This is a genomic window from Methanolobus sp., assembly GCF_016278385.1.
In the GTDB taxonomy this organism is placed as follows: domain Archaea; phylum Halobacteriota; class Methanosarcinia; order Methanosarcinales; family Methanosarcinaceae; genus Methanolobus.
Map to the genome: position 1 here is coordinate 144,981 of NZ_JADQBY010000008.1, position 18,635 is coordinate 163,615.

The window sequence follows — 18,635 nt, forward strand, 5'->3', positions numbered from 1 at the left end:
TTTATCTTATTTTTTTAGCCACTAGTTCTATAGCTTCCAGAAGACTGTTCTTTGGCATTATTGTGGCAACAGGTATCCTTAATATCTTCTCTACAGTAGTGCTTACGATTGGCGCGCACACAAGAGCCTTTGCTCCGTCCCTTTCAGCACGTATTGCGGCTATAATTGCTTCTTCCATTGAAGTTGCAGAATACTCTCGTATTGTGCAAAGGCTACCACATATTTTCCTTTTTGTTTCATTGATATTGTCCAGCACCGGTCTGGCAGCAATAACTGCAATGAATTCTCCCTTTTGAGACCCTTCGAGTTTTTTTACAGTTTTGATTATATTCCTGAGAGTCTTGACATTTGGGTCTCTTTTTCCTGACATTATCTTATAAAGAGTACTTGCAGGAATTTCCGCCTGCTCGGCAAATTCAGCTATATTCATATTCAGTTCTTCTTTTATAGTAACGGAAAGGATTCTCCGGAAATCATCGTCTGATTCAAAGACCGCGTCTATTATTTTTTCTGCAGCATTCATATTTCCACACACTCCTGGTTTTAGTGTCCTATTAAGGTGAATGCAGATGTTAAATTAATACTTTTGGGTCATGTTAATCCTTAAATGTGGAAATATATATAATATATAGGCCCATGCTCAGGAATATCTAATATTTATAAAGGTGGTAATGTGAATTATAAAAAGACACTAAAATTAGCTTCCGCTTTCTTTTTTGTTATTGTGTTGATTTCAGCAGTATTCATCTCCGGATGTACTGAGAAAACAACAGATCAGGAAGACGGACAGGCAGAAACTATTACAGAACTTACTTTTGGTTATCAGCCAAGCACTCATCAGATAGCATATATCACTGCAAGGGAAAAGGGATGGTGGCTTGAAGACCTTGCACCTTACGGAATAAAGTCTATAAATGACAATCTCTTCCCTACAGGTGCACCTGAAATGCAGTCCATGATGGCAGGAGATCTCGATGTTGCCTATGTTGGTTCAGCACCTGTTATTTCTGCTCTCGCAAGTGGTCTGGATGCAAAGATTGTAGCTGCAGTCCAGATACAGGGTTCAGACATTGTTCTGCGCACTGAACTTCCTTATGAAAGTCCTGAGGACTTGAGGGGACTGAAAATAGCAACATTCCCTCCGGGTACTATTCAGGATACTCTGCTAAGGAACTGGCTGGCAGAAAATGGGATTGATCCTAATGAAGATGTTGAGATTATTGGAATGGGTCCGGGAGACGCAATCACTGCAATCTCGGCAGGTCAGGTTGATGCAGTATTCCTTCCTCATCCTTCACCGGTAATGGTTGAGAATGAAGGCGTGGGCAGATCAGTTGTGTCGTCCGGTGAAATGCTTGAGGATCATGCATGCTGTGTGATTGCTGTTAGTGGTGATCTTATAAGGAATCATCCTGACATAGTCCAGCAGATAGTAGCTACACACGTACGTGCAACAGAATACAATTCCGAGCACTTGGATGAAGCAGCACAGATATTTGCTGATGATCAGGAATGGGATGTTGAACTGGTAAAACAGTCACTGAACGAATGGGATGGTTCATGGATTGCAGACCCAAACCTTATTGTTAATTCCACCGTGGATTATGCACAGGTTCAGTATGAGCTGGGATACATTAGCAGCCCTCTCACACAGGATGATATATTTGATCTGAGCTTCTATGAAGCTCTTGATCAATAATCCTTATTTTTCTTTTTTTGATACTAATTTAAATAATAAGTAGGCATTTCTATTGTCTGTCCGGAGCTCTTATCTCCAAAAACCGGAGGATCCATGGTAAAAAAAGATTTTCAGATACTGAGCGGTAAAAGTATAGAACTCATTTCAATATGTTCTGCAATCATTCTCTGGCAGCTAGTAGCTGTTTATATTGTGCAGAATAAATTCTACCTGCCAAGTTTTACAGATGTGACTTTTGCCTTTGTAGGTATAATATCGAAAGATACTAAATTAGGTCTTTTTGGTTTGGATTATCAACTTCCGGTCCTGCTGGTCGATCTTATTTACAGCCTTATGCATTTCTGGATAGGTTTGATTTTTGCCCTTGTAATAGGCATTCCTGTTGGGATGATAATGGGATGGTTCCGTACAATTAATCGTGTAGTAGACCCATTGATCGAGATTATTCGTCCGATTCCTCCTCTTGCATGGATCCCTTTTGCTATCGTCTGGATTGGTCTGAATCCTATTGCAGCTGGTTTTCTGATATTCATTGGTGCGGTATTCCCTATTATCATAAATACTTTTACAGGTTTCAAAAGTGTTTCCCGTGTTTATGTGGAGGCTGCAAAAGTACTCGGCTGTAACACAGACCGTGAACTGATACGGTATGTAGCTCTGCCTTACGCACTTCCTTCTATTACAGCAGGCATTAGAATTGCCATGGGGGTTGGTTGGATGTGTCTTGTAGCTGCAGAAATGTTTGGTGTGAGTAGAAATGGTCTTGGTTACAAGATATGGCATCACTACTATTTGCATAACATGGATCTTGTACTTGTGTACATGTTACTTCTTGGCTTTTTGGGACTTTTCATTGACAGGGCGTTGCGCTATTATATCGATGGGAAGCTTCTGAAATGGCGCAAAGGGGTTGTGATATAAATGGGGAAGGTAAAAGTGGTCAATGTTTCCCGCAAGTTCACAAAGGACAATGATACTTCCACACTTGCGCTGGACAACGTCAGCATGGAAGTTGGTGACGAGGATTTTGTCTGTTTTATAGGTCCTTCAGGTTGCGGAAAAACTACCCTGCTTCGGATAATATCCGGACTTGATAAACCGGATGAGGGCGAGGTGTATCTGGATGGCAAAAAAATAGAATCTCCTGGTCCTGATAGGGGGATGGTTTTCCAGGAATACTCTCTGTTCCCATGGAAATCTGTTATTGACAATATTATATTCGGTCCGCAGATGCAAGGCATTAAAAAGAAAGATGCGCTTAAAGATGCTGAAAAATATTTGAAATTGGTTGGTCTTCAGCAATTTAGGGACAGTTATCCGTATGAACTATCAGGCGGTATGAAGCAGAGGGTAGCCATAGCAAGAGCCCTTGCTAATGAACCTTCAGTTCTGCTGATGGACGAACCTTTCGGTGCACTGGATGCACAAACTCGTAATATTCTTCAACAGGAACTTCTTGAGATATGGCAAAAAAAGAATATTACAATCCTGTTTGTTACACACAGTGTAGATGAAGCGGTGTTCCTTGCTGATAAAATCGTGTTGATGAGTGCGCGTCCTGGTATAATAAAAGAAATCATCCATGTAGACTTGCCAAGGCCTCGTGACAGAACAAGTCTTGAAGCAAATGTTCTTCGCGAAAGGATATTGAAGTCTCTGTTGAAGGAACAAACAAGGTAATCATTTATACGTTCATTCAGAACGCACAATTACCTTTGTTCCTGATTCTATCTCTTTGATGCTGGTTTTTCCCACAAGTTCCATTGTTTTGCTGGCTTTTGCAAATTTGATGTTACATCCTGGACGGACAAGCATTTCTTCTCCTGCAATAGCGGAACCATTGATCTTAACAGAGTCAAATATACGAAGTTCTCCTGCCACTTCTATGTTGCCATTTATCTCGGATTTTGCGCCGATGATGGCTTTATCAGCTATTATGTTTCCTTTTACAAAAGTTCCTTTTCCAAGTTCCAGCGCTCCTTTTACATTTAGATTTTTCCAAAAATTAGAACCAGCTCCAACCATGAAATTCCCGTCAATATTAACATCTCCTTCAAAATAGGTTTTTTTGCGGGCAATGTAAGTGTTAGAATCTTCATGATATTTCAATTGGCTTTCACTCATCTAAGGTCACCATGCCTACTCCAATAGTTTTTTGTGATTATAAATGCTCCTCATAATGGGGGTACTTTTCTTCTTAATTTTGATTTCATAAAGCATACTCCATAACAATTTCTACTTTTTTATGTATACTACTTTGGTCACACATACTAACTATTATATATTATACATATGATATAATTAGATATACCTGTGATTTATTATTGTAGTTTTCTACAGTGAGTTTGTCAAGGCCAAAGGTGTGTAGATGGGAATTAAAAAAGAAACCCTGAATTTTGTGGATATTGAGAGTGATTGCTCTGCTTATACAGAGAACACATTCCAGGTTTCATCCAGCGAAATTTCGTTTTCAGAAATTGAGAAATCACAGGTTTTTTATGACCTTCTTGATTCACCCATATTCGTAATTAATGAAAAAAATGAGATAATTCTGGCTAATAAAAAAGCCAGACATTATTTAGATTTTGATAGTACTTTTGCTTCGATTAACAGTTTTATCGATTTGTGCGCTGTTGAAGATGAAAAAGAAAAAGTAGAATCCTTTTTTTCTTCGGTTTTGTCCGATTTTAATGTTGAGTCCCCCTCTCTGGAAGTGTCATTTAAGGGACCCGTTGAAACACAAACTACTTTTCTACTAAACACGAGCTTACTAAAAGATAGCCAATCTTCAGATAAGGCACTTCTTTTATCCTGTACAAACATCCAGAAAAAAAAGAAGCAGGAAAATGATCTGCTCCTGGAATCTGAAATGATCTTCAATTATCTTGATTCAATTCCATATGCTCTTGTACTTTCTGATTACACGGGAATAATTACTTTCTGGAACAAACATGCCACTAAGCTCTTCAGGTATGAGAAAAGTGAGGTAATAGGGCAGCCTATTAGTCTTATTATGCCAGGCCGATATCGCAAGGCTCATGAAGGTTGGGATGAGCTGATATCCATTGGTCAGTCTCCGGTTGTAGGAAAAATAATAGAGGTAACGGGATTACGCAAAGATAATACCGAATTCCCTATAGAGCTTGCAATAACAACAACAAGAGTAAAAGGTAACAGGTTCCACGGTGCTATTATCAATGATATTTCTAAAAGAAAAATGGCAGAGCGATTAACGATTATTGCCAAGAACAAATATCGTATGATGTTTGAAAAGTCTCCTCTGGGTATTTTCCATTTTGATGAAAATGGTATAATAACCCAGTGTAATGAAATATTGATCAAGATTCTTGATGTACCTGCAGAAAGTGTAATTTCCAAAGTAATTGGGTTTAACATTATTGAGTCATTTGATGATGATCATTCTCTTAAAAAGTCTATAAAACATGTACTTGCAGGAATTCCTGCAAGATATGAGGATGAATTCCATTCTCCATTCTCCGATAAAATAATCCCTATTAAGGCAGAGTTCAGCCCTGTCATTTCTGACGAAGGAAAATTCATGGGTGGTGTATGTGTCGTTGAAGACTTCACCGAGCGCAAAGCAGCAGAAGAAGCTCTTAACAAATATGCTCAGGATCTGGCCAAAGCAAATGAGGAACTAAAGTCCCTTGACAGAATGAAAGATGAATTTATTTCCAATCTGCGGCATGAGTTAAAGACTCCACTTATTCCAATTAAAGGATATAGTGAACTGATGTATGAGGGGGCATTGGGTGAACTGTCTCAGAAACAAAAAGATGCAGTGGAAAAAATGATGTTAAGTTCCGAAAGGCTGAAACGTCTGATTGATTCGCTGCTTTATGTCAGTATTACTGAAGGTGGAAACGTTGATTATAGTTTTGTCCCTCTACGTATATCTGAGGTAATAGATTCAGCGGTACATGACAGGTCTCCTGAAATTATCAGCAAGAAACATGAAGTTGAGAGATTAATTGCAAAGGATATACCGCTGATCAATGGTGATCTGGATTATCTTGAAGAGGTATTCATAGACCTTATTGATAATTCTATCAAATTTATGCATGAAGGTGGGGTAATAAAAATATCTGCTATCCTGCAGGATGATAAAAAAATACACATCATGATAAATGATAATGGTGTGGGTATTTCTGAGGAAAATCTCCCTCAGATATTCAACAGGTTCTATCAGGTTGATGGTTCATCAACTCGTAAATATGGTGGCAATGGCCTTGGCCTTTACATATGCAAGAAAATAATTGAAGCTCATAGCGGTGAAATATGGGCTGAGAGTAAAATAGGGGTCGGAACCACTATTCACATATTGTTGCCTGTGAAATAATTCATCTCTTATACTCCTGTATAGTTATAAGTGACAATGATGTTGTATTGATGTCTCCCTCCTCTTTTCCCCAGGAACCATTATTGTTTATTTTCGATAATATCCATTCGAGAGGTTCTACAATTTCATCTTTAAGCTCCGCAAGGATAAGTGACTGGATTACAAGGTTGCTAGTAGCCAGAGTTTTCCAGGCTCCGTTTTTTTCTTTTTGTGAAATAATCCATCTGGCACGGTCCCTTATAATATCACTGAATACTCCTTCTTTCAGAAGTTTATCCTGCTTTATAAGAGCAGTAATGATGAGGGCTGTAGTTCCCGGGTGCTCCCATTGCTTTCCATAGTTTTCAACGAGCCACCTACAACCTTTCTCATTATAGCAACCCATATCAGCAAGCGCTATTAATGAGTATGTGGAATCATACACATCATCATTCCATGAACTATCTGTTTGTTTTGACAATATCCACTTTTCAACTTCCGGATATACTATGCCTGTAATTGCAAGTACTGAAGCTGCACGTGATGTATCTCGCAGGTTGCAGTTCCAGGAATCCTCATTACTTGAGCTTATAAGCATCTCCTTGTATTTGTTATTCTCATTCCAGAGATGACTTGCCTGCACAATTCGCGCAAGATCTTTTACTTTAGATATCTCCTGTGAATAAAGCCACTTGAATGATGTCTCACTCTTAAAATCCATACTATTCTGATGATCCGGACAGTTATTTATCTTTCTACCGGTATCCCATTCTGTATCGGTGACACGCTAAAAAAGGTTGTAGTAAGTAAAAATCATAAAAAAGGAAGAGGTAATCTCTTCCAAAAATAAATATTCTAAATTACTTTTTAAATTGCTCTATAGAATCAACAATTGCAGCAAAGCTCTTGCCCCAAAGCATCTCTTCGTTGATGTCGGTGTGAACTTTTCCGCTGTCCTCTATCTCTGCAATTTTTGGGTCCATGGGCAGTTCACCAAGAATGGGCACATTGAAGTCTGTAGATGCTTTCTCTACGCCGCCCTTGCCGAAGAGGTCGATCATCTCATCACAGTGAGGGCAGATGATTCCGCTCATGTTCTCCACAATACCAATTACAGGTACTTTGAGTATCTCTGCAAATTTGATGGATTTCCTTACACTGACAAGTGCTACATCCTGCGGGGTTGTCACAACGACAGCACCTTCCATCTTATCTATTAGCTGTGCAATGCTGAGTGGTTCATCACCAGTGCCGGGTGGCAGGTCTACAATAAGATAGTCCAGTTTTCCCCAGGAAACGTCTTCAAGGAACTGTTTAATAGCTGCCATCTTTGCAGGTCCCCTCCATATAACAGGTGCATCCCTGTCCTCTAGAAGAAGTGCTATTGACATCACCGTAAGGTTCTCTGTGACACTTATAGGGACAATGCCATTTTCATTAACGGTAGGTCTCTGGTCCTCGATACCGAACATCTTTGGGATGCTTGGGCCGTGGATATCCGCATCCATAAGTCCTACTTTATGTCCGCGTTCTGCAAGTCTTGCAGCCAGATTTGCTGCAACTGTACTTTTGCCAACTCCGCCCTTGCCGCTCATAACCATTATCTTCTTTTTGATGGCTCTCATGTTCCTGATGAGCTTTGGCTCCACCGGCTTCTTTAAAAGGTCAGCTGCACTCTGGATATTTTGTGTCATATGGAATCTCCTTTAGAAATATTCGATTTTGAAATATAATGGAACAACAAATGTCGCTGCGGCAATTATCCTATGTCTTTCGGGTCTTTGCCGACTATCTCTATGGCCATTCCTTCAATAAGGGCCATAGCTACTTTCTTTCTTGCATTCTGAAGATCCTGCCAGAAAGCCCTTCTTGAAATGCCCATGCTGATGGCAGCTTCTTCCTGCTGCAATCCTTCAAGGTCTGCCAGTCGCAGAGCTTCAAGCTCCTCTATTGCAAGGGATACTGTTTCAAGTTCCTTGAGTGGTACTCCTCGTGGTTTAAAATAGAGTGCCCCGGGTGAGCACTCAACTCTTCTGGGTGATTTGGGTCTTCCTCTGCAATTCATTGTTATGCACTCATTGAGTAATGTAATATTTATTTGTTTGCGGAAACCTTTATGTATTTCATCTCTTTTGCGGCAAAATGCTGAATATTAGGGTATAATTGTTTTACAAAATGTTAATGTTCAGTTTCATTTTCCAGGAGGATTGAATGCCGTATTTTAGTCTATTACTTCTCATATGTGTATAAATATATAGGCATTATGGGATATCCTTTTATATTTTATCTCGTATGTGTGTATATAGATTATTACTCATATGGGGGAAATTCAATGAAAATATGTGTGACAGCAAGTAATTCCGGTCTTGAAGCATCAGTTGATCCTCACTTTGGCAGATGCAAATACTTTGTGCTAGTTGATTCCAAATCAATGGAATTCGAATCAATTGAGAATGGGCAGGGTTCTGCTTCTGGTGGTGCAGGTGTCCAGGCAGCACAACAGGTCATTGGTAAAGGAATAGATGTGCTGATAACCGGTAGTGTCGGCCCGAATGCATTCTCATTGCTGTCCTCAGAGGGAATCGAAATGAAGATTTTCTCGAGTGGTTCAGTCATTGAAGCTATCAGAGCATATGAGTTCGGTTCACTGGAATCAATTGACTCAGCAAACTCTCCCGGCAAGTCAAAGATGTGAGTTAAGAATCAAGTTTAGCGTATTATTTCTTTTTATAGCAGATAAAAGCGACATTGAAAATTGTTAAAATATTAAGATCAGAGGTGTAAAAATGAAATTATGCATACCATCAATGGGGCAAAATGGAATTGACGATACAGTTGGCCAGCACTTTGGAAAGGTGCCTTTCTATACATTGTACGACACAGAAACAAAGGAAGCTACAGTTATTCCAAACACAAGTGAGCACAACGGTGGAATCGGTCTGCCTCCTGAGCTCATGGCAAAGGAAGGTGTGGATATAATGCTATGTGGCGGTCTTGGAGTAAAGGCTGTTATGATGTTCGAGGAGGCTGGTATTGAGGTATTCAGTGGTGCCACAGGCACAGTTAAGAATGCTATTGATGCCTGGGCAGCATTCAAACTCGCAAAGGCTACTCATGACAACTCATGCAGCGGACATGGGCATGATCACGACCATGACCACGAGCACTGCCATTAATTTTCTTTTAGGTGCTTGATAAATGAAAATAGCTATCGCAAGTGGCAAGGGTGGGACTGGAAAGACAACAGTAGCCGTCAATCTTGCCCTCGCTCTTGGAAATGCACAACTGCTGGATTGTGATGTGGAAGAACCAAATTGCAATCTTTTTCTGGGATTTGATCTTGAAAAGCAGGAAGATGTCACTATAACAGTCCCTGAAGTGGATTCTGAAAAATGCTCTCTTTGCGGCAAATGTGCAGAGTTCTGTCAATACAATGCGATAGCTAAACTGTCCAGTAGCATCATGCTGTTTCCTAAATTATGTCATGGCTGTGGTGGCTGTGTTCTTGTTTGTCCTGAAAATGCCATTACAGAAGAAAAGCGGTCAATAGGTATTATTGAAAAAGGTACTGATGAGCATTTTAATATTGAACTTCTGCAGGGTACTCTTAACATTGGTGAGCCCATGGCTTCACCTGTTATCAGGCAGTTACAGGCACACATTGATGAAAGCACAGTTGCAATTGTTGACTCTCCTCCAGGGACAGCTTGTCCCGTCATAGCATCTGTTGCAGAAATGGATTACTGTGTGCTTGTAACAGAGCCAACACCATTTGGTCTGAATGATCTTGCTCTTATGGTAGATCTTGTCAGGCAGCTCGATGTCCAATTCGGAGTTGTGATAAACCGTCATGGCATTGGTGATGCCCGGGTCGAGGATTATTGCCGGGCAGAAAGGATACCAATTCTGATGAAAATTCCCAACGACCGGGAAATAGCTGTCCTTTACTCAAAAGGTATCCCTTTTGTGGAGCAGATGCCTCTCTGGAAAGAGAATTTCCGGGAGCTTTACAGGTATATCTGCAAATTCATTTCCTATCAGGGTGGTTTCTGAATGGTAAAACAGCTCACAGTTATCAGTGGGAAAGGCGGTACTGGTAAAACAACCATCACTTCTTCATTTGCCGCACTTGCTGAAAATGCAGTTATTGCAGATTGCGATGTTGACGCTGCGGATATGCATCTTATTCTGCATCCTGATATATTTGAAACAAATGATTTCTACGGCCTAAAGGTTGCAAGCATCAATAAAAACATGTGTGTTGATTGTGGAAAATGTGCTACATCGTGCAGGTTTGAAGCAATCAACCGTTATAATTTAATTGATGTGTACAAATGCGAGGGATGTGCAGTATGTGAATACGTCTGTCCTGTAAATGCCATTAGTATGGTTGAGAGAAAATCCGGTGAATACTATTGTTCCCACACGAGATTCGGTACGTTAGTGCATGCTAAGCTTGGTATTGGAGAGGAAGCAAGTGGGAAGTTAGTCTCAGAGGTAAGGCGTAGAGCATCAGAGCTTGCAGCGGAAGACGGAAGCGATATGATACTCATCGATGGTCCGCCGGGAACTGGGTGCGCTGTGATTGCGGCAATCACAGGAACTGATCTTGTTCTTGTTGTAACAGAGCCAACGATATCGGGAATACATGATCTTGAAAGAGTTATAGGGGTAACACGACATTTCAGGATACCTGTTGCGGTGTGTATTAATAAGTGTGATATAAATATGAGTCTTTCACAGAAAATTTATGACCATTGTAAAATCAATGGAATAAGCGTTATGGGCATGCTTCCATATGATAGAAGTCCTGTTGCCGCAATGGTGGAAGGAAAATCAGTTGTAGAGTACTCAGATAATAGTCTTTCCTCTATGATCCGGTCTTTGTGGTTTGAGGTCAGTGCTCGTCTATTGAAGTGAAGGTTTATACCACTTTTAATTTCTTTTATTATTTTCAAATTTGATGCAAATTATGTTGCATTATTGATTATAATCAAAAATCATTAACAACCATCGATACGCTTTTATTATAGCTGGTATGAATTCTATTTGGGTGATAAAATAGTACATTCTGCAAATGGACATATGGGTTCTTTCGCTCATATGGTGCAGTCTCTTCCGGATTATTCCGAACTGCTCATAGCACTCCTGATACTGGTATTGTTGCTGCTATCCATTGATGAAATTATAGATTTCATCTACGTGGTGAAAGAAATTTTCACTTTCAAGGGTATGCCTTTCGATTGACCATTTCAATTATGCTCTATGCAACTGAGCAATCACACGGTTTAATTCATTCGCTTTTTTTTGAAGGGCGCCCATGGGAGGACACACATGGGGCATTCAGGTCCATATCCGGCAGCAGCATATCCTGTCATACCACCTGCTACATTTCGCACATCAGAGAATCCTTTTTGCAGGAGGATACTGCATCCTATGCTGGATCTTTGACCAGAGCCACATATAAGAATGGTTTCAATATCCGGTTCGATTTCGGTGTGGCGGTCTCTTAGTTCGTGTACTGGTATGTTTACAGCTCCTTCTATGTGGTAGTCTTCATACTCTGAGGCGGCTCTGACATCCAGTATTATCATTTCTTTTCCGGCAGTTAGCCTGTCATGCAATTCGGTTGACGATATCTGCGGGATATGTCTTGTAGGCAGTCCATCCGTCACCCATCCGTACATTCCATTTTCGAGATAGCCTGCTACTCTGTCATGTCCTACACGGTGTAACTGGGTGCATGCATTGAATGCCTGTAAGTAGTTGTCAGAAACGATGAGTATGTCTTTTTCAGTTGGCAGCAACCATCCGGCATAGGTGGGGAAGTTTGAATTGCTATCTATGTTGTACGCTTGGGGTATGTGTTGTCCACCGAACGATTCAAAGCTGCGAACGTCAAGGATGATTGCAGTTTTCATCTTTTCCCTGAATCGGTCATTTTCCAATGCTACAGGGATAGGAAGTTCTTTCACTTCATCCGGTCCGATACGGTTTAGATCTGTACATCTGCTGAAATGGTCCGGTGCATCAGGCATGTTGTTTGTTAGCGAGTCTATGAAATCTGTCCTATCACTAATCTTTAGAGCATAATTGTAGTTCTTTTCGTAACCCAATGTGCTGCTTCTTTTGGATGCCATTGCTCTTCCACAAAGCGATCCTGCTCCGTGCGCAGGGTATATTTCACAGAAATCAGGTAATTTGAGCAGTTTTTCATGTAATGTGTCGTACAGCTTTGATGCAAGCTCTTCTGCTCTCCCGGGAAATAGGTCCGGTCTACCCACATCACCTACAAACACGGTGTCTCCGCAGAAAAGTGCTACTGGCTCTTCACCTCTTGAAGTATCGGTAATCACGTATGATATGTGTTCAGGCGTGTGCCCGGGTGTTTCCAGAATATCCAATTTAATGTATTCTATTGAAAATGAGTCTCCTTCTGCGAGTGGAACTGATTTAAAATCACAATTCGCTGATTTAGGTGTGTATATTGCAGCTCCTGTTCTTTCTGCAAGGTCCATGTGACCTGATATAAAATCGGCATGCAAATGTGTTTCCAGTACATGTGTAATCTTGACTCCGAGGTCTCTTGTAAGTTCCAGATATATCTCTATGTCTCTTCTCGGGTCAATGATCGCACAGGTTTTATCACCTGCAAGTATGTATGAGCTGTGTGCTATTTTCTCTGTGAATATCTGTTGTATTATCATTTTAACCCCTTTGTTAAATCTTGGTCCTATGTACAAATATATTTCCAGCCATCTTTTTTAAATATTTTCAAGTGGGTTGTCTACATTCATGATCAGGCATCATTGATTATTGGATATATACCAAAAATCATCTAGTAATTTGGGTTATTTTCAAAAGAGATATATACGTGTTCTTAGTTAATGGATATCATGCAGGAAATCACAGGGCTGGAGCTATCTCCTAAAAAAGTGGAGTATCTAAAATTCCTCTTAAAAAAAGGTGGTCTTGTAAAGACTACTGATATATCTAATGAGTTGAATGTCGACCCATCGACGTCTACAAAGACCATAACGGACCTTTCCGAATCGGGGTATGTGGATCATGTTCCTTATAGGGGGGTTCAACTTACTGAAGTGGGTAAACAATATGCTGAGTTTTTTGTAAATAGACATAATATATTGAGTCTGATGTTGACTCATTACGGTTTATCTTCTGAGGAGTCCTGTGCAGAAGTGTCCAGATTCGAATCATTTATCTCCAAAAATGCTATTGATCGAATCTGTGATTCTATGGGTCATCCGACCGTAGGTGTTTGTGGTAAGATCAAACACATTTCCTGTGGCTCTCTTGATCGTCTTTAACTGTAATTTTTTGAATAATCAATCATTGGTATAATACCAAATAAGTTGGTGTAACTCCAAAAATATATGGTGTAATAATATGAAGAAAACTATGATGGTTCTAATGATGTTCTTTTCCATTTCCGTTATTTTGACATCTGGATGTGTCGATGAACAAAGTTCATCTGATACGATATCTGATACCGGCGATGATATGATTGTAGCTGTGAGCATACTTCCACAGGCAGAATTTGTGGAAAAGATTGCAGGTGATAATGTAAAAGTAGTTGTCATGGTGCCTCCTGGTGCAGATCCTCATTCATATGAGCCTACGCCAAGCCAGCTCAGGGGTCTTAGCAAGGCAAAAATGTATGCAATGGTCGGCTCCGGGTTAGCAATTGAAACTACTATGATGGACAAGATTGCAGATTTGAATCCTGGCCTGATGATAATTGATTGTTCTGAAGGGATAGCACTGCGGGAAATGGAAACCCATGCCCACGGGGATGAAGATGAACATGATGCTGAGGAAGAAACTGATGCTGACCACGAAGGGGGTCTTGATCCTCATATATGGACATCTCCTGGTAATGTGAAGATAATGCTGAACAACATCTATGAAGGCCTTGTAGAGATCGATCCCGAGAATGAATCAATTTATCTTGAGAACAAAAATGCATATATTGCAGAGCTCGATGAACTGGATGGGCAGATAAAAACCACTCTTTCCGGTAAAGAAAGTAGCAGTTTCATAGTTTACCATCCTGCATGGGGTTATTTCGCAGACTACTATGGTCTTATAGAGGTGCCTGTTGAGATCGAAGGTAAAGAGCCCAGTGTGAAGGATATGCAAAAAGTGATCGATGAAGCAAACGAGAAAAATATAAAAGTGATTTTCGTGCAGACCGGTTTTAGTACTGTCAGTGCATCCGCCATTGCAAACGAGATTGGTGGTGAGGTGGTTGAAGTGGATCCGCTTGCAAAGGATTATATAGATAACCTTGCAAAAGTAGCAGAAGCATTTGAAAAAGGGCTGGCTTGAAATGGATAACGTGATCGAACTTAAGGATATATGGGTGAGCTATGATAGTATTCGTGTTTTGGAATCTGTCACTTTAAATGTAAGGGATAAGGATTTCCTGGCTATCATAGGTCCCAACGGAGGGGGTAAAAGTACTCTTCTGAAAGTCATCCTTGGATTGATCACGCCTGACCGGGGCTCTGTCAGGCTTCTAGGGGGGAATCCTAAGGATATGAGGAAGTATGTTGGGTATGTTCCCCAGTATCACTCCTCAAATCTTGATTTCCCCATCACTGTGTGGGATGTTGTACTCATGGGTCGTCTGAGCCACAAAGGTCCTCTTCAGAGGTATAATGAAGATGATCACAAAGCTGCACACGAAGCACTCGAAACAGTTGGGATGCTTGAATTTAAGGACAGGCAGATCGGTGAGCTCTCTGGTGGGCAGAAACAGAGAGTTTTCATTGCCAGGTCACTTGTTACAAAACCGAAACTGTTAATACTGGATGAACCATCCACTGGGATAGATTCCAGAATGCAGAAGGAGTTCTACGAACTTCTCAACAGGCTCAAATCTGAAATTGCAATTGTCATGGTGACACATGATATAAGTGCAATTTCTGTGTATATTGATAAAATAGGATGCTTAAACCGTAAGTTCCATTATCACGATGATAAAGAAATCAGTTCGCATGATCTGGAAGTATCGTACCAGTGCCCGGTAGAGCTTATTGCTCACGGTGTGCCGCACAGGGTGTTAAAAGAGCACTAAAGGTGAACAGTATGCTTGAAATACTCCAGTATGATTTTATGAGGAATGCTATTTTTGCCGCTATTCTGGCAAGTGTGGCATGTGGTATAATTGGCGTATACGTAGTCGTCAAAAAGATAGTGTTCATTAGTGGTGGTATCACTCATGCCTCTTTTGGAGGTATCGGTCTTGGGTATTATCTTGGAATTAATCCATTATATGGGCTTATTCCTTTCAGTCTCTTTTCCGCACTTGTCATGGGGCTTGTAAGTAAAAGGTCGAAAGTGGCCGAAGATACTGCAATAGGTATACTCTGGTCCCTGGGAATGGCTATAGGTATTATTCTGATATACTGGACCCCTGGGTATGCACCCGATTTAATGACCTATCTTTTTGGTAATATCCTGACGGTGCCAATGTCCGATATTTACCTGATGTTGGGTCTTGATGCAGTTATCATCTTTATTGTATATGCATATTATAAACAGTTCATGGCACTTTGTTTTGATGAAGAGTTTACAACGGTTGCTGGCTTGTCAGTAGAGAAACTTTACCTGCTTCTTCTTTGCCTGATAGCACTGACTGTTGTATTGTTGATCAAGGTAGTTGGTATTATTCTTATCATCGCACTGCTTACCATGCCAGCATCCCTGAGCAGGCATTACACCAATGATCTAGGAAAGATGATGCATATTTCAATATTCTTTGGCATTTTTTTCAGCATTGTGGGTTTGTCACTATCCTACCTGTTTGATGCTCCTTCAGGTGCAACAATAATCCTGGTAATGTCTTCTGTCTATATACTGCACTTCCTGTATGACGGATTAAAACCAAAAATAGCAGCTTAACTATTCAGTTAAGGTCTGTTTTATTTTTTCAAGAACAAGGAGTGCATCATCCCTTTTTACGTCACACTCGTTCTCTATGCAGAACCTGAGGAGTTCATCTGCTTTATCCTCAGGGATAATTCCTTCCCTTGAAGCTCTCTTTGTGATTCCATAGTAACTTCTTTCGGTATAGTGTGTCCTTTTGGCAAGCTCAGTTACATGTCTGAACTCATCATCATTGATGATCTGGGATCTGAGTGCTACCTTAAAAGTTTCCCGTATATTGACCATGGGATTTGATACCGGTTCGAATGTATCGGGATTTATGGCAACGGCTACTTCATCATCATCTTCTATGACTCCGTCCCTGTACCACTCATATATTTGACCTACTCCTGTCATTCCGTGGACATCGAGTTCAGAAGCCCTAAGAGCTCCCATACTGCAACCTCCAACGACAGTTATTCCTTCCTTCGTTGCCCTGATGATTTCCTTGTGGCCCACCGCAGCCCGGCTAAAAAACATTCCGTCAATGATGCCTATTACTGTGTATCCCTGGCAGATTGCTTTGTTAACATCTCCTCTGGATATGGGTGGCCAGTATGTGGCATCAAGGACCTTTGCAGCATCCTCGTGGCTTATGCTTGTGCCTGCAAATATAAGGGCTTTAGCAAGGAATTTGGTATTTTCTCTCATTTTCTGCGTCCGGTTCTCCATGGCCTGTCTTCTGGTGCCATCTTCCTCTTTTTTCCTGACTTTGCTCTTTTTCCGATACGCTCTCTGTCAAGTGTGTACATCTCAAAGGAGGGAATAATTACTCTGACAACCGGAACCGGTATGCTTTTTCTTGACATGTCTACAACTACGGCGCAGTCTGCAATATTTCTTAATTGTTCAAGTACTGCATCGATACTTTTGGCAGGTGTGTTTTTTGACATGTCTTTCAGATCACACATGGAGATTTGTTCCGCATCATCATACCAGTACTTGTTCATGCGTTTTATTCTGTCATATCCGATTTCCCTTACAAATTTTTCACGTTCAGTGTCCTCTCGGGCACCATGTATCTGCACAACTCTTGACTGGGCGGCTTCTGTCAATGCTCTCTTTACTGCGATCTCAGGGTTGAGGTGTGCGCCTGCTCCCATTACCAGAAGTGCGGCATCTCTGAGTCTTATGTCATCGGTGACTGCAACCACGGTTGTTATTTCCGTATCATGGGATAATGCCCACAATTTTACCTCAACTTCATTGTCAGTGAACTTGCGCAGAAGCTCGTAATTTTCACCGTCACCTTCTGTGAGGATTATCTCTTTTCCGGGATTACGGTTGAACTCTGCTATGCTCAAAGCATCCCTCTCAATGACTTCCAGCAGGCCATGGAATATGGCTTCTTCCACAGTGTTTCCTGCCGCAAGGCCGTTAGTGTTACTTCTGAATAACTTCAAAGCTCTTCCTGGGGCATCATATGGGTGATAAACTGCATTTGCGGGGACAAATATCTCTTCATTCTTTAAAAGGTCCCATCCGCTTATCCACTCTACAAATGCCTGTGGGCTGTAGTCTTCAGATATGAGTAGGAGTGTCGGGTCGACTGTCCGGTACTTTTCCCCCAAGGATACAAAGTTCTCTATAATGTGCTGAGCTTTGATATCTTCTGCCACATCGTTGTTCAGTCCGTTCCTTTCTGCCAGGCATCGTTCAAAACTCTCCATAATTGCAGATATCCTTGCCTGATTCTCAGTGTTTCCTTTTCCTGAATATACTGATATTGCGCCTTCTGCCGCACTGGGTCTGATGGTTGAAATAACTGGTATTCCTACTCTGTCAAGATCAGTGATGCTGGCGACTCTGGTAACCCCTATCTTTTTGGAACTATCGTTTACCTTCTCCAAGGTACTTTTTTCATCAAAGACTCGCTGTGTTCCTTCGATGTACGTGAGTGTTCTGTCGATGTTTAGCTCTGGCATGATTAGCGAAAGTCTCCTGCATATATTATATCTCTTACGACAAGGAAATTCCGTTTTATCTCGGTAACAATTATATAGTGCGCCGTAATTTTGTTATTGGGGTTATATATGGAAATTAAAACACTTATTCTTTTAGTACTAGTATGCGCTATCGGTGTTTCCGGTTGTGCAGACAAGAGTCCGGTAGAAAAACTTGCACCTGAAGATGCTGGTGCAGACAATGTAGCGGATACCATGGAATCAATACCTGCTGCAGCTGATCTTTTCTCTGTATTTGCTAATGAGAGCAGTTATAAAGACTGGAGCATATGGCCAGGAAAGGAAGCAATGATGGGAGGAAATGGCGTGCATGGTGATTATGTTTCTATATATGTTTCGAATAATGCGTTTTCTGCTGCAGAAGTGGGTGGAGGACCGATGCCTTATGAAACGATGGTTGTTAAAGAAGGATTCAATGCCGATAAGGAATTAACGGGTATTTACCTCATGTACAAGTTAGAAGGCTTTGATTCGGATAATAATGACTGGTTCTGGGCTTCCTATTCTGCTGATGGGACTGTAAAATCCGAGGGCAAGGTTGGAGGATGTATCAATTGCCACGAAGGAAAGAAAGATGTTGACTATATATTTGTCAATGCTTGATTTCTTTTTTCCTTTTGTTTTCTCTAGAGGCCGTCTAATTAGAATTTCAGCATAAAAGCGTATCCTTTTTTTTTCGTTA

General features: G+C 40.9%; 22 protein-coding genes. 14 read left to right on the top strand and 8 right to left on the bottom strand.

Translation table 11 applies throughout. The features are described 5' to 3' along the window. Position 1: 1 nt before the first annotated feature. Positions 2–523, bottom strand: a complete 522-nt coding sequence (locus tag QZZ23_RS04350; RefSeq protein ID WP_292467149.1) for a helix-turn-helix domain-containing protein — start codon at positions 521–523, stop codon at positions 2–4. 150 nt (positions 524–673) lie between these two features. On the opposite strand from QZZ23_RS04350, the gene QZZ23_RS04355 reads away from it, so the two are divergent. From QZZ23_RS04355 to QZZ23_RS04365, 3 genes are all read left to right on the top strand, one after another. Next, positions 674–1,699 (top strand): ABC transporter substrate-binding protein, encoded by a 1,026-nt coding sequence (locus tag QZZ23_RS04355; RefSeq protein WP_292467151.1) that lies wholly within the window; start codon positions 674–676, stop codon positions 1,697–1,699. A 93-nt stretch (positions 1,700–1,792) separates the two neighbouring features. Next, a complete protein-coding gene (locus tag QZZ23_RS04360; RefSeq protein ID WP_292467153.1) occupies positions 1,793–2,620 on the top strand; it encodes an ABC transporter permease in 828 nt (275 codons plus the stop codon). Beyond that, a complete protein-coding gene (locus QZZ23_RS04365; protein ID WP_292467155.1) occupies positions 2,621–3,379 on the top strand; it encodes an ABC transporter ATP-binding protein in 759 nt (252 codons plus the stop codon). A 12-nt stretch (positions 3,380–3,391) separates the two neighbouring features. Here QZZ23_RS04365 and QZZ23_RS04370 read toward each other — a convergent pair whose 3' ends face one another. Beyond that, positions 3,392–3,823 carry a polymer-forming cytoskeletal protein gene (locus tag QZZ23_RS04370; RefSeq protein ID WP_292467157.1) on the bottom strand — a complete coding sequence of 144 codons (432 nt, stop codon included), beginning with the start codon at positions 3,821–3,823 and terminating at the stop codon, positions 3,392–3,394. Positions 3,824–4,067: 244 nt separating this feature from the next. Here QZZ23_RS04370 and QZZ23_RS04375 point away from each other — a divergent pair, with 244 nt between their 5' ends. Continuing rightward, positions 4,068–6,059: a PAS domain S-box protein gene (locus tag QZZ23_RS04375; protein WP_292467159.1), complete on the top strand. Its 1,992-nt coding sequence runs from the start codon at positions 4,068–4,070 to the stop codon at positions 6,057–6,059. Position 6,060: 1 nt separating this feature from the next. On the opposite strand, the gene QZZ23_RS04380 is transcribed toward QZZ23_RS04375, so the two are convergent. The 3 genes from QZZ23_RS04380 to QZZ23_RS04390 form a co-directional block, all read right to left on the bottom strand. Further along, the gene (locus tag QZZ23_RS04380) at positions 6,061–6,759 is read right to left on the bottom strand and encodes a hypothetical protein (protein ID WP_292467161.1); all 699 of its coding nucleotides are present in this window, start codon (positions 6,757–6,759) and stop codon (positions 6,061–6,063) included. A 139-nt stretch (positions 6,760–6,898) separates the two neighbouring features. After that, positions 6,899–7,732, bottom strand: a complete 834-nt coding sequence (locus QZZ23_RS04385; RefSeq protein WP_292467163.1) for an Mrp/NBP35 family ATP-binding protein — start codon at positions 7,730–7,732, stop codon at positions 6,899–6,901. Positions 7,733–7,797: 65 nt separating this feature from the next. Then, entirely contained in the window at positions 7,798–8,103 is a 306-nt protein-coding gene (locus QZZ23_RS04390) for a DUF134 domain-containing protein (protein ID WP_292467165.1), read from the bottom strand. Between the two features lie 267 nt (positions 8,104–8,370). Between QZZ23_RS04390 and QZZ23_RS04395 the strand changes: the two genes are divergently transcribed. The 5 genes from QZZ23_RS04395 to QZZ23_RS04415 all read left to right on the top strand — a co-directional run bounded on the left by QZZ23_RS04395 (position 8,371) and on the right by QZZ23_RS04415 (position 11,285). Further along, complete coding sequence (locus QZZ23_RS04395; protein WP_292467167.1) at positions 8,371–8,733, top strand: NifB/NifX family molybdenum-iron cluster-binding protein; 363 nt, start codon at positions 8,371–8,373, stop codon at positions 8,731–8,733. A 91-nt stretch (positions 8,734–8,824) separates the two neighbouring features. Then, the gene (locus QZZ23_RS04400) at positions 8,825–9,214 is read left to right on the top strand and encodes a NifB/NifX family molybdenum-iron cluster-binding protein (RefSeq protein WP_292467169.1); all 390 of its coding nucleotides are present in this window, start codon (positions 8,825–8,827) and stop codon (positions 9,212–9,214) included. Positions 9,215–9,236: 22 nt separating this feature from the next. Next, positions 9,237–10,091 (top strand): ATP-binding protein, encoded by an 855-nt coding sequence (locus QZZ23_RS04405; protein WP_292467171.1) that lies wholly within the window; start codon positions 9,237–9,239, stop codon positions 10,089–10,091. Next, a complete protein-coding gene (locus QZZ23_RS04410) occupies positions 10,092–10,958 on the top strand; it encodes an ATP-binding protein (protein ID WP_292467173.1) in 867 nt (288 codons plus the stop codon). A 129-nt stretch (positions 10,959–11,087) separates the two neighbouring features. Then, positions 11,088–11,285, top strand: coding sequence for a hypothetical protein (locus tag QZZ23_RS04415; RefSeq protein WP_292467175.1), 198 nt, complete (start codon positions 11,088–11,090; stop codon positions 11,283–11,285). Positions 11,286–11,326: 41 nt separating this feature from the next. On the opposite strand, the gene QZZ23_RS04420 is transcribed toward QZZ23_RS04415, so the two are convergent. Further along, on the bottom strand, positions 11,327–12,745 hold the full coding sequence (locus QZZ23_RS04420) for an MBL fold metallo-hydrolase (protein ID WP_292467177.1): 1,419 nt from the start codon (positions 12,743–12,745) through the stop codon (positions 11,327–11,329). A gap of 189 nt (positions 12,746–12,934) precedes the next feature. Here QZZ23_RS04420 and QZZ23_RS04425 point away from each other — a divergent pair, with 189 nt between their 5' ends. From QZZ23_RS04425 to QZZ23_RS04440, 4 genes are all read left to right on the top strand, one after another. After that, positions 12,935–13,366: a metal-dependent transcriptional regulator gene (locus QZZ23_RS04425; RefSeq protein ID WP_292467179.1), complete on the top strand. Its 432-nt coding sequence runs from the start codon at positions 12,935–12,937 to the stop codon at positions 13,364–13,366. Between the two features lie 79 nt (positions 13,367–13,445). Continuing rightward, the gene (locus tag QZZ23_RS04430) at positions 13,446–14,387 is read left to right on the top strand and encodes a zinc ABC transporter substrate-binding protein (RefSeq protein ID WP_292467181.1); all 942 of its coding nucleotides are present in this window, start codon (positions 13,446–13,448) and stop codon (positions 14,385–14,387) included. A 1-nt stretch (position 14,388) separates the two neighbouring features. Next, complete coding sequence (locus QZZ23_RS04435) at positions 14,389–15,138, top strand: ABC transporter ATP-binding protein (RefSeq protein WP_292467182.1); 750 nt, start codon at positions 14,389–14,391, stop codon at positions 15,136–15,138. Between the two features lie 11 nt (positions 15,139–15,149). Beyond that, positions 15,150–15,965 carry a metal ABC transporter permease gene (locus tag QZZ23_RS04440; RefSeq protein WP_292467184.1) on the top strand — a complete coding sequence of 272 codons (816 nt, stop codon included), beginning with the start codon at positions 15,150–15,152 and terminating at the stop codon, positions 15,963–15,965. On the opposite strand, the gene QZZ23_RS04445 is transcribed toward QZZ23_RS04440, so the two are convergent. Together QZZ23_RS04445 and QZZ23_RS04450 are read right to left on the bottom strand one after the other, a co-directional pair. Further along, positions 15,966–16,640 carry a TfuA-related McrA-glycine thioamidation protein gene (locus tag QZZ23_RS04445; RefSeq protein ID WP_292467185.1) on the bottom strand — a complete coding sequence of 225 codons (675 nt, stop codon included), beginning with the start codon at positions 16,638–16,640 and terminating at the stop codon, positions 15,966–15,968. Further along, positions 16,637–17,914 carry a YcaO-related McrA-glycine thioamidation protein gene (locus tag QZZ23_RS04450; protein WP_292467186.1) on the bottom strand — a complete coding sequence of 426 codons (1,278 nt, stop codon included), beginning with the start codon at positions 17,912–17,914 and terminating at the stop codon, positions 16,637–16,639. The genes QZZ23_RS04445 and QZZ23_RS04450 overlap by 4 nt, the downstream gene beginning before the upstream one ends. A gap of 108 nt (positions 17,915–18,022) precedes the next feature. Between QZZ23_RS04450 and QZZ23_RS04455 the strand changes: the two genes are divergently transcribed. Then, positions 18,023–18,556 (top strand): cytochrome P460 family protein, encoded by a 534-nt coding sequence (locus QZZ23_RS04455; protein ID WP_292467187.1) that lies wholly within the window; start codon positions 18,023–18,025, stop codon positions 18,554–18,556. Positions 18,557–18,635: the final 79 nt, after the last annotated feature.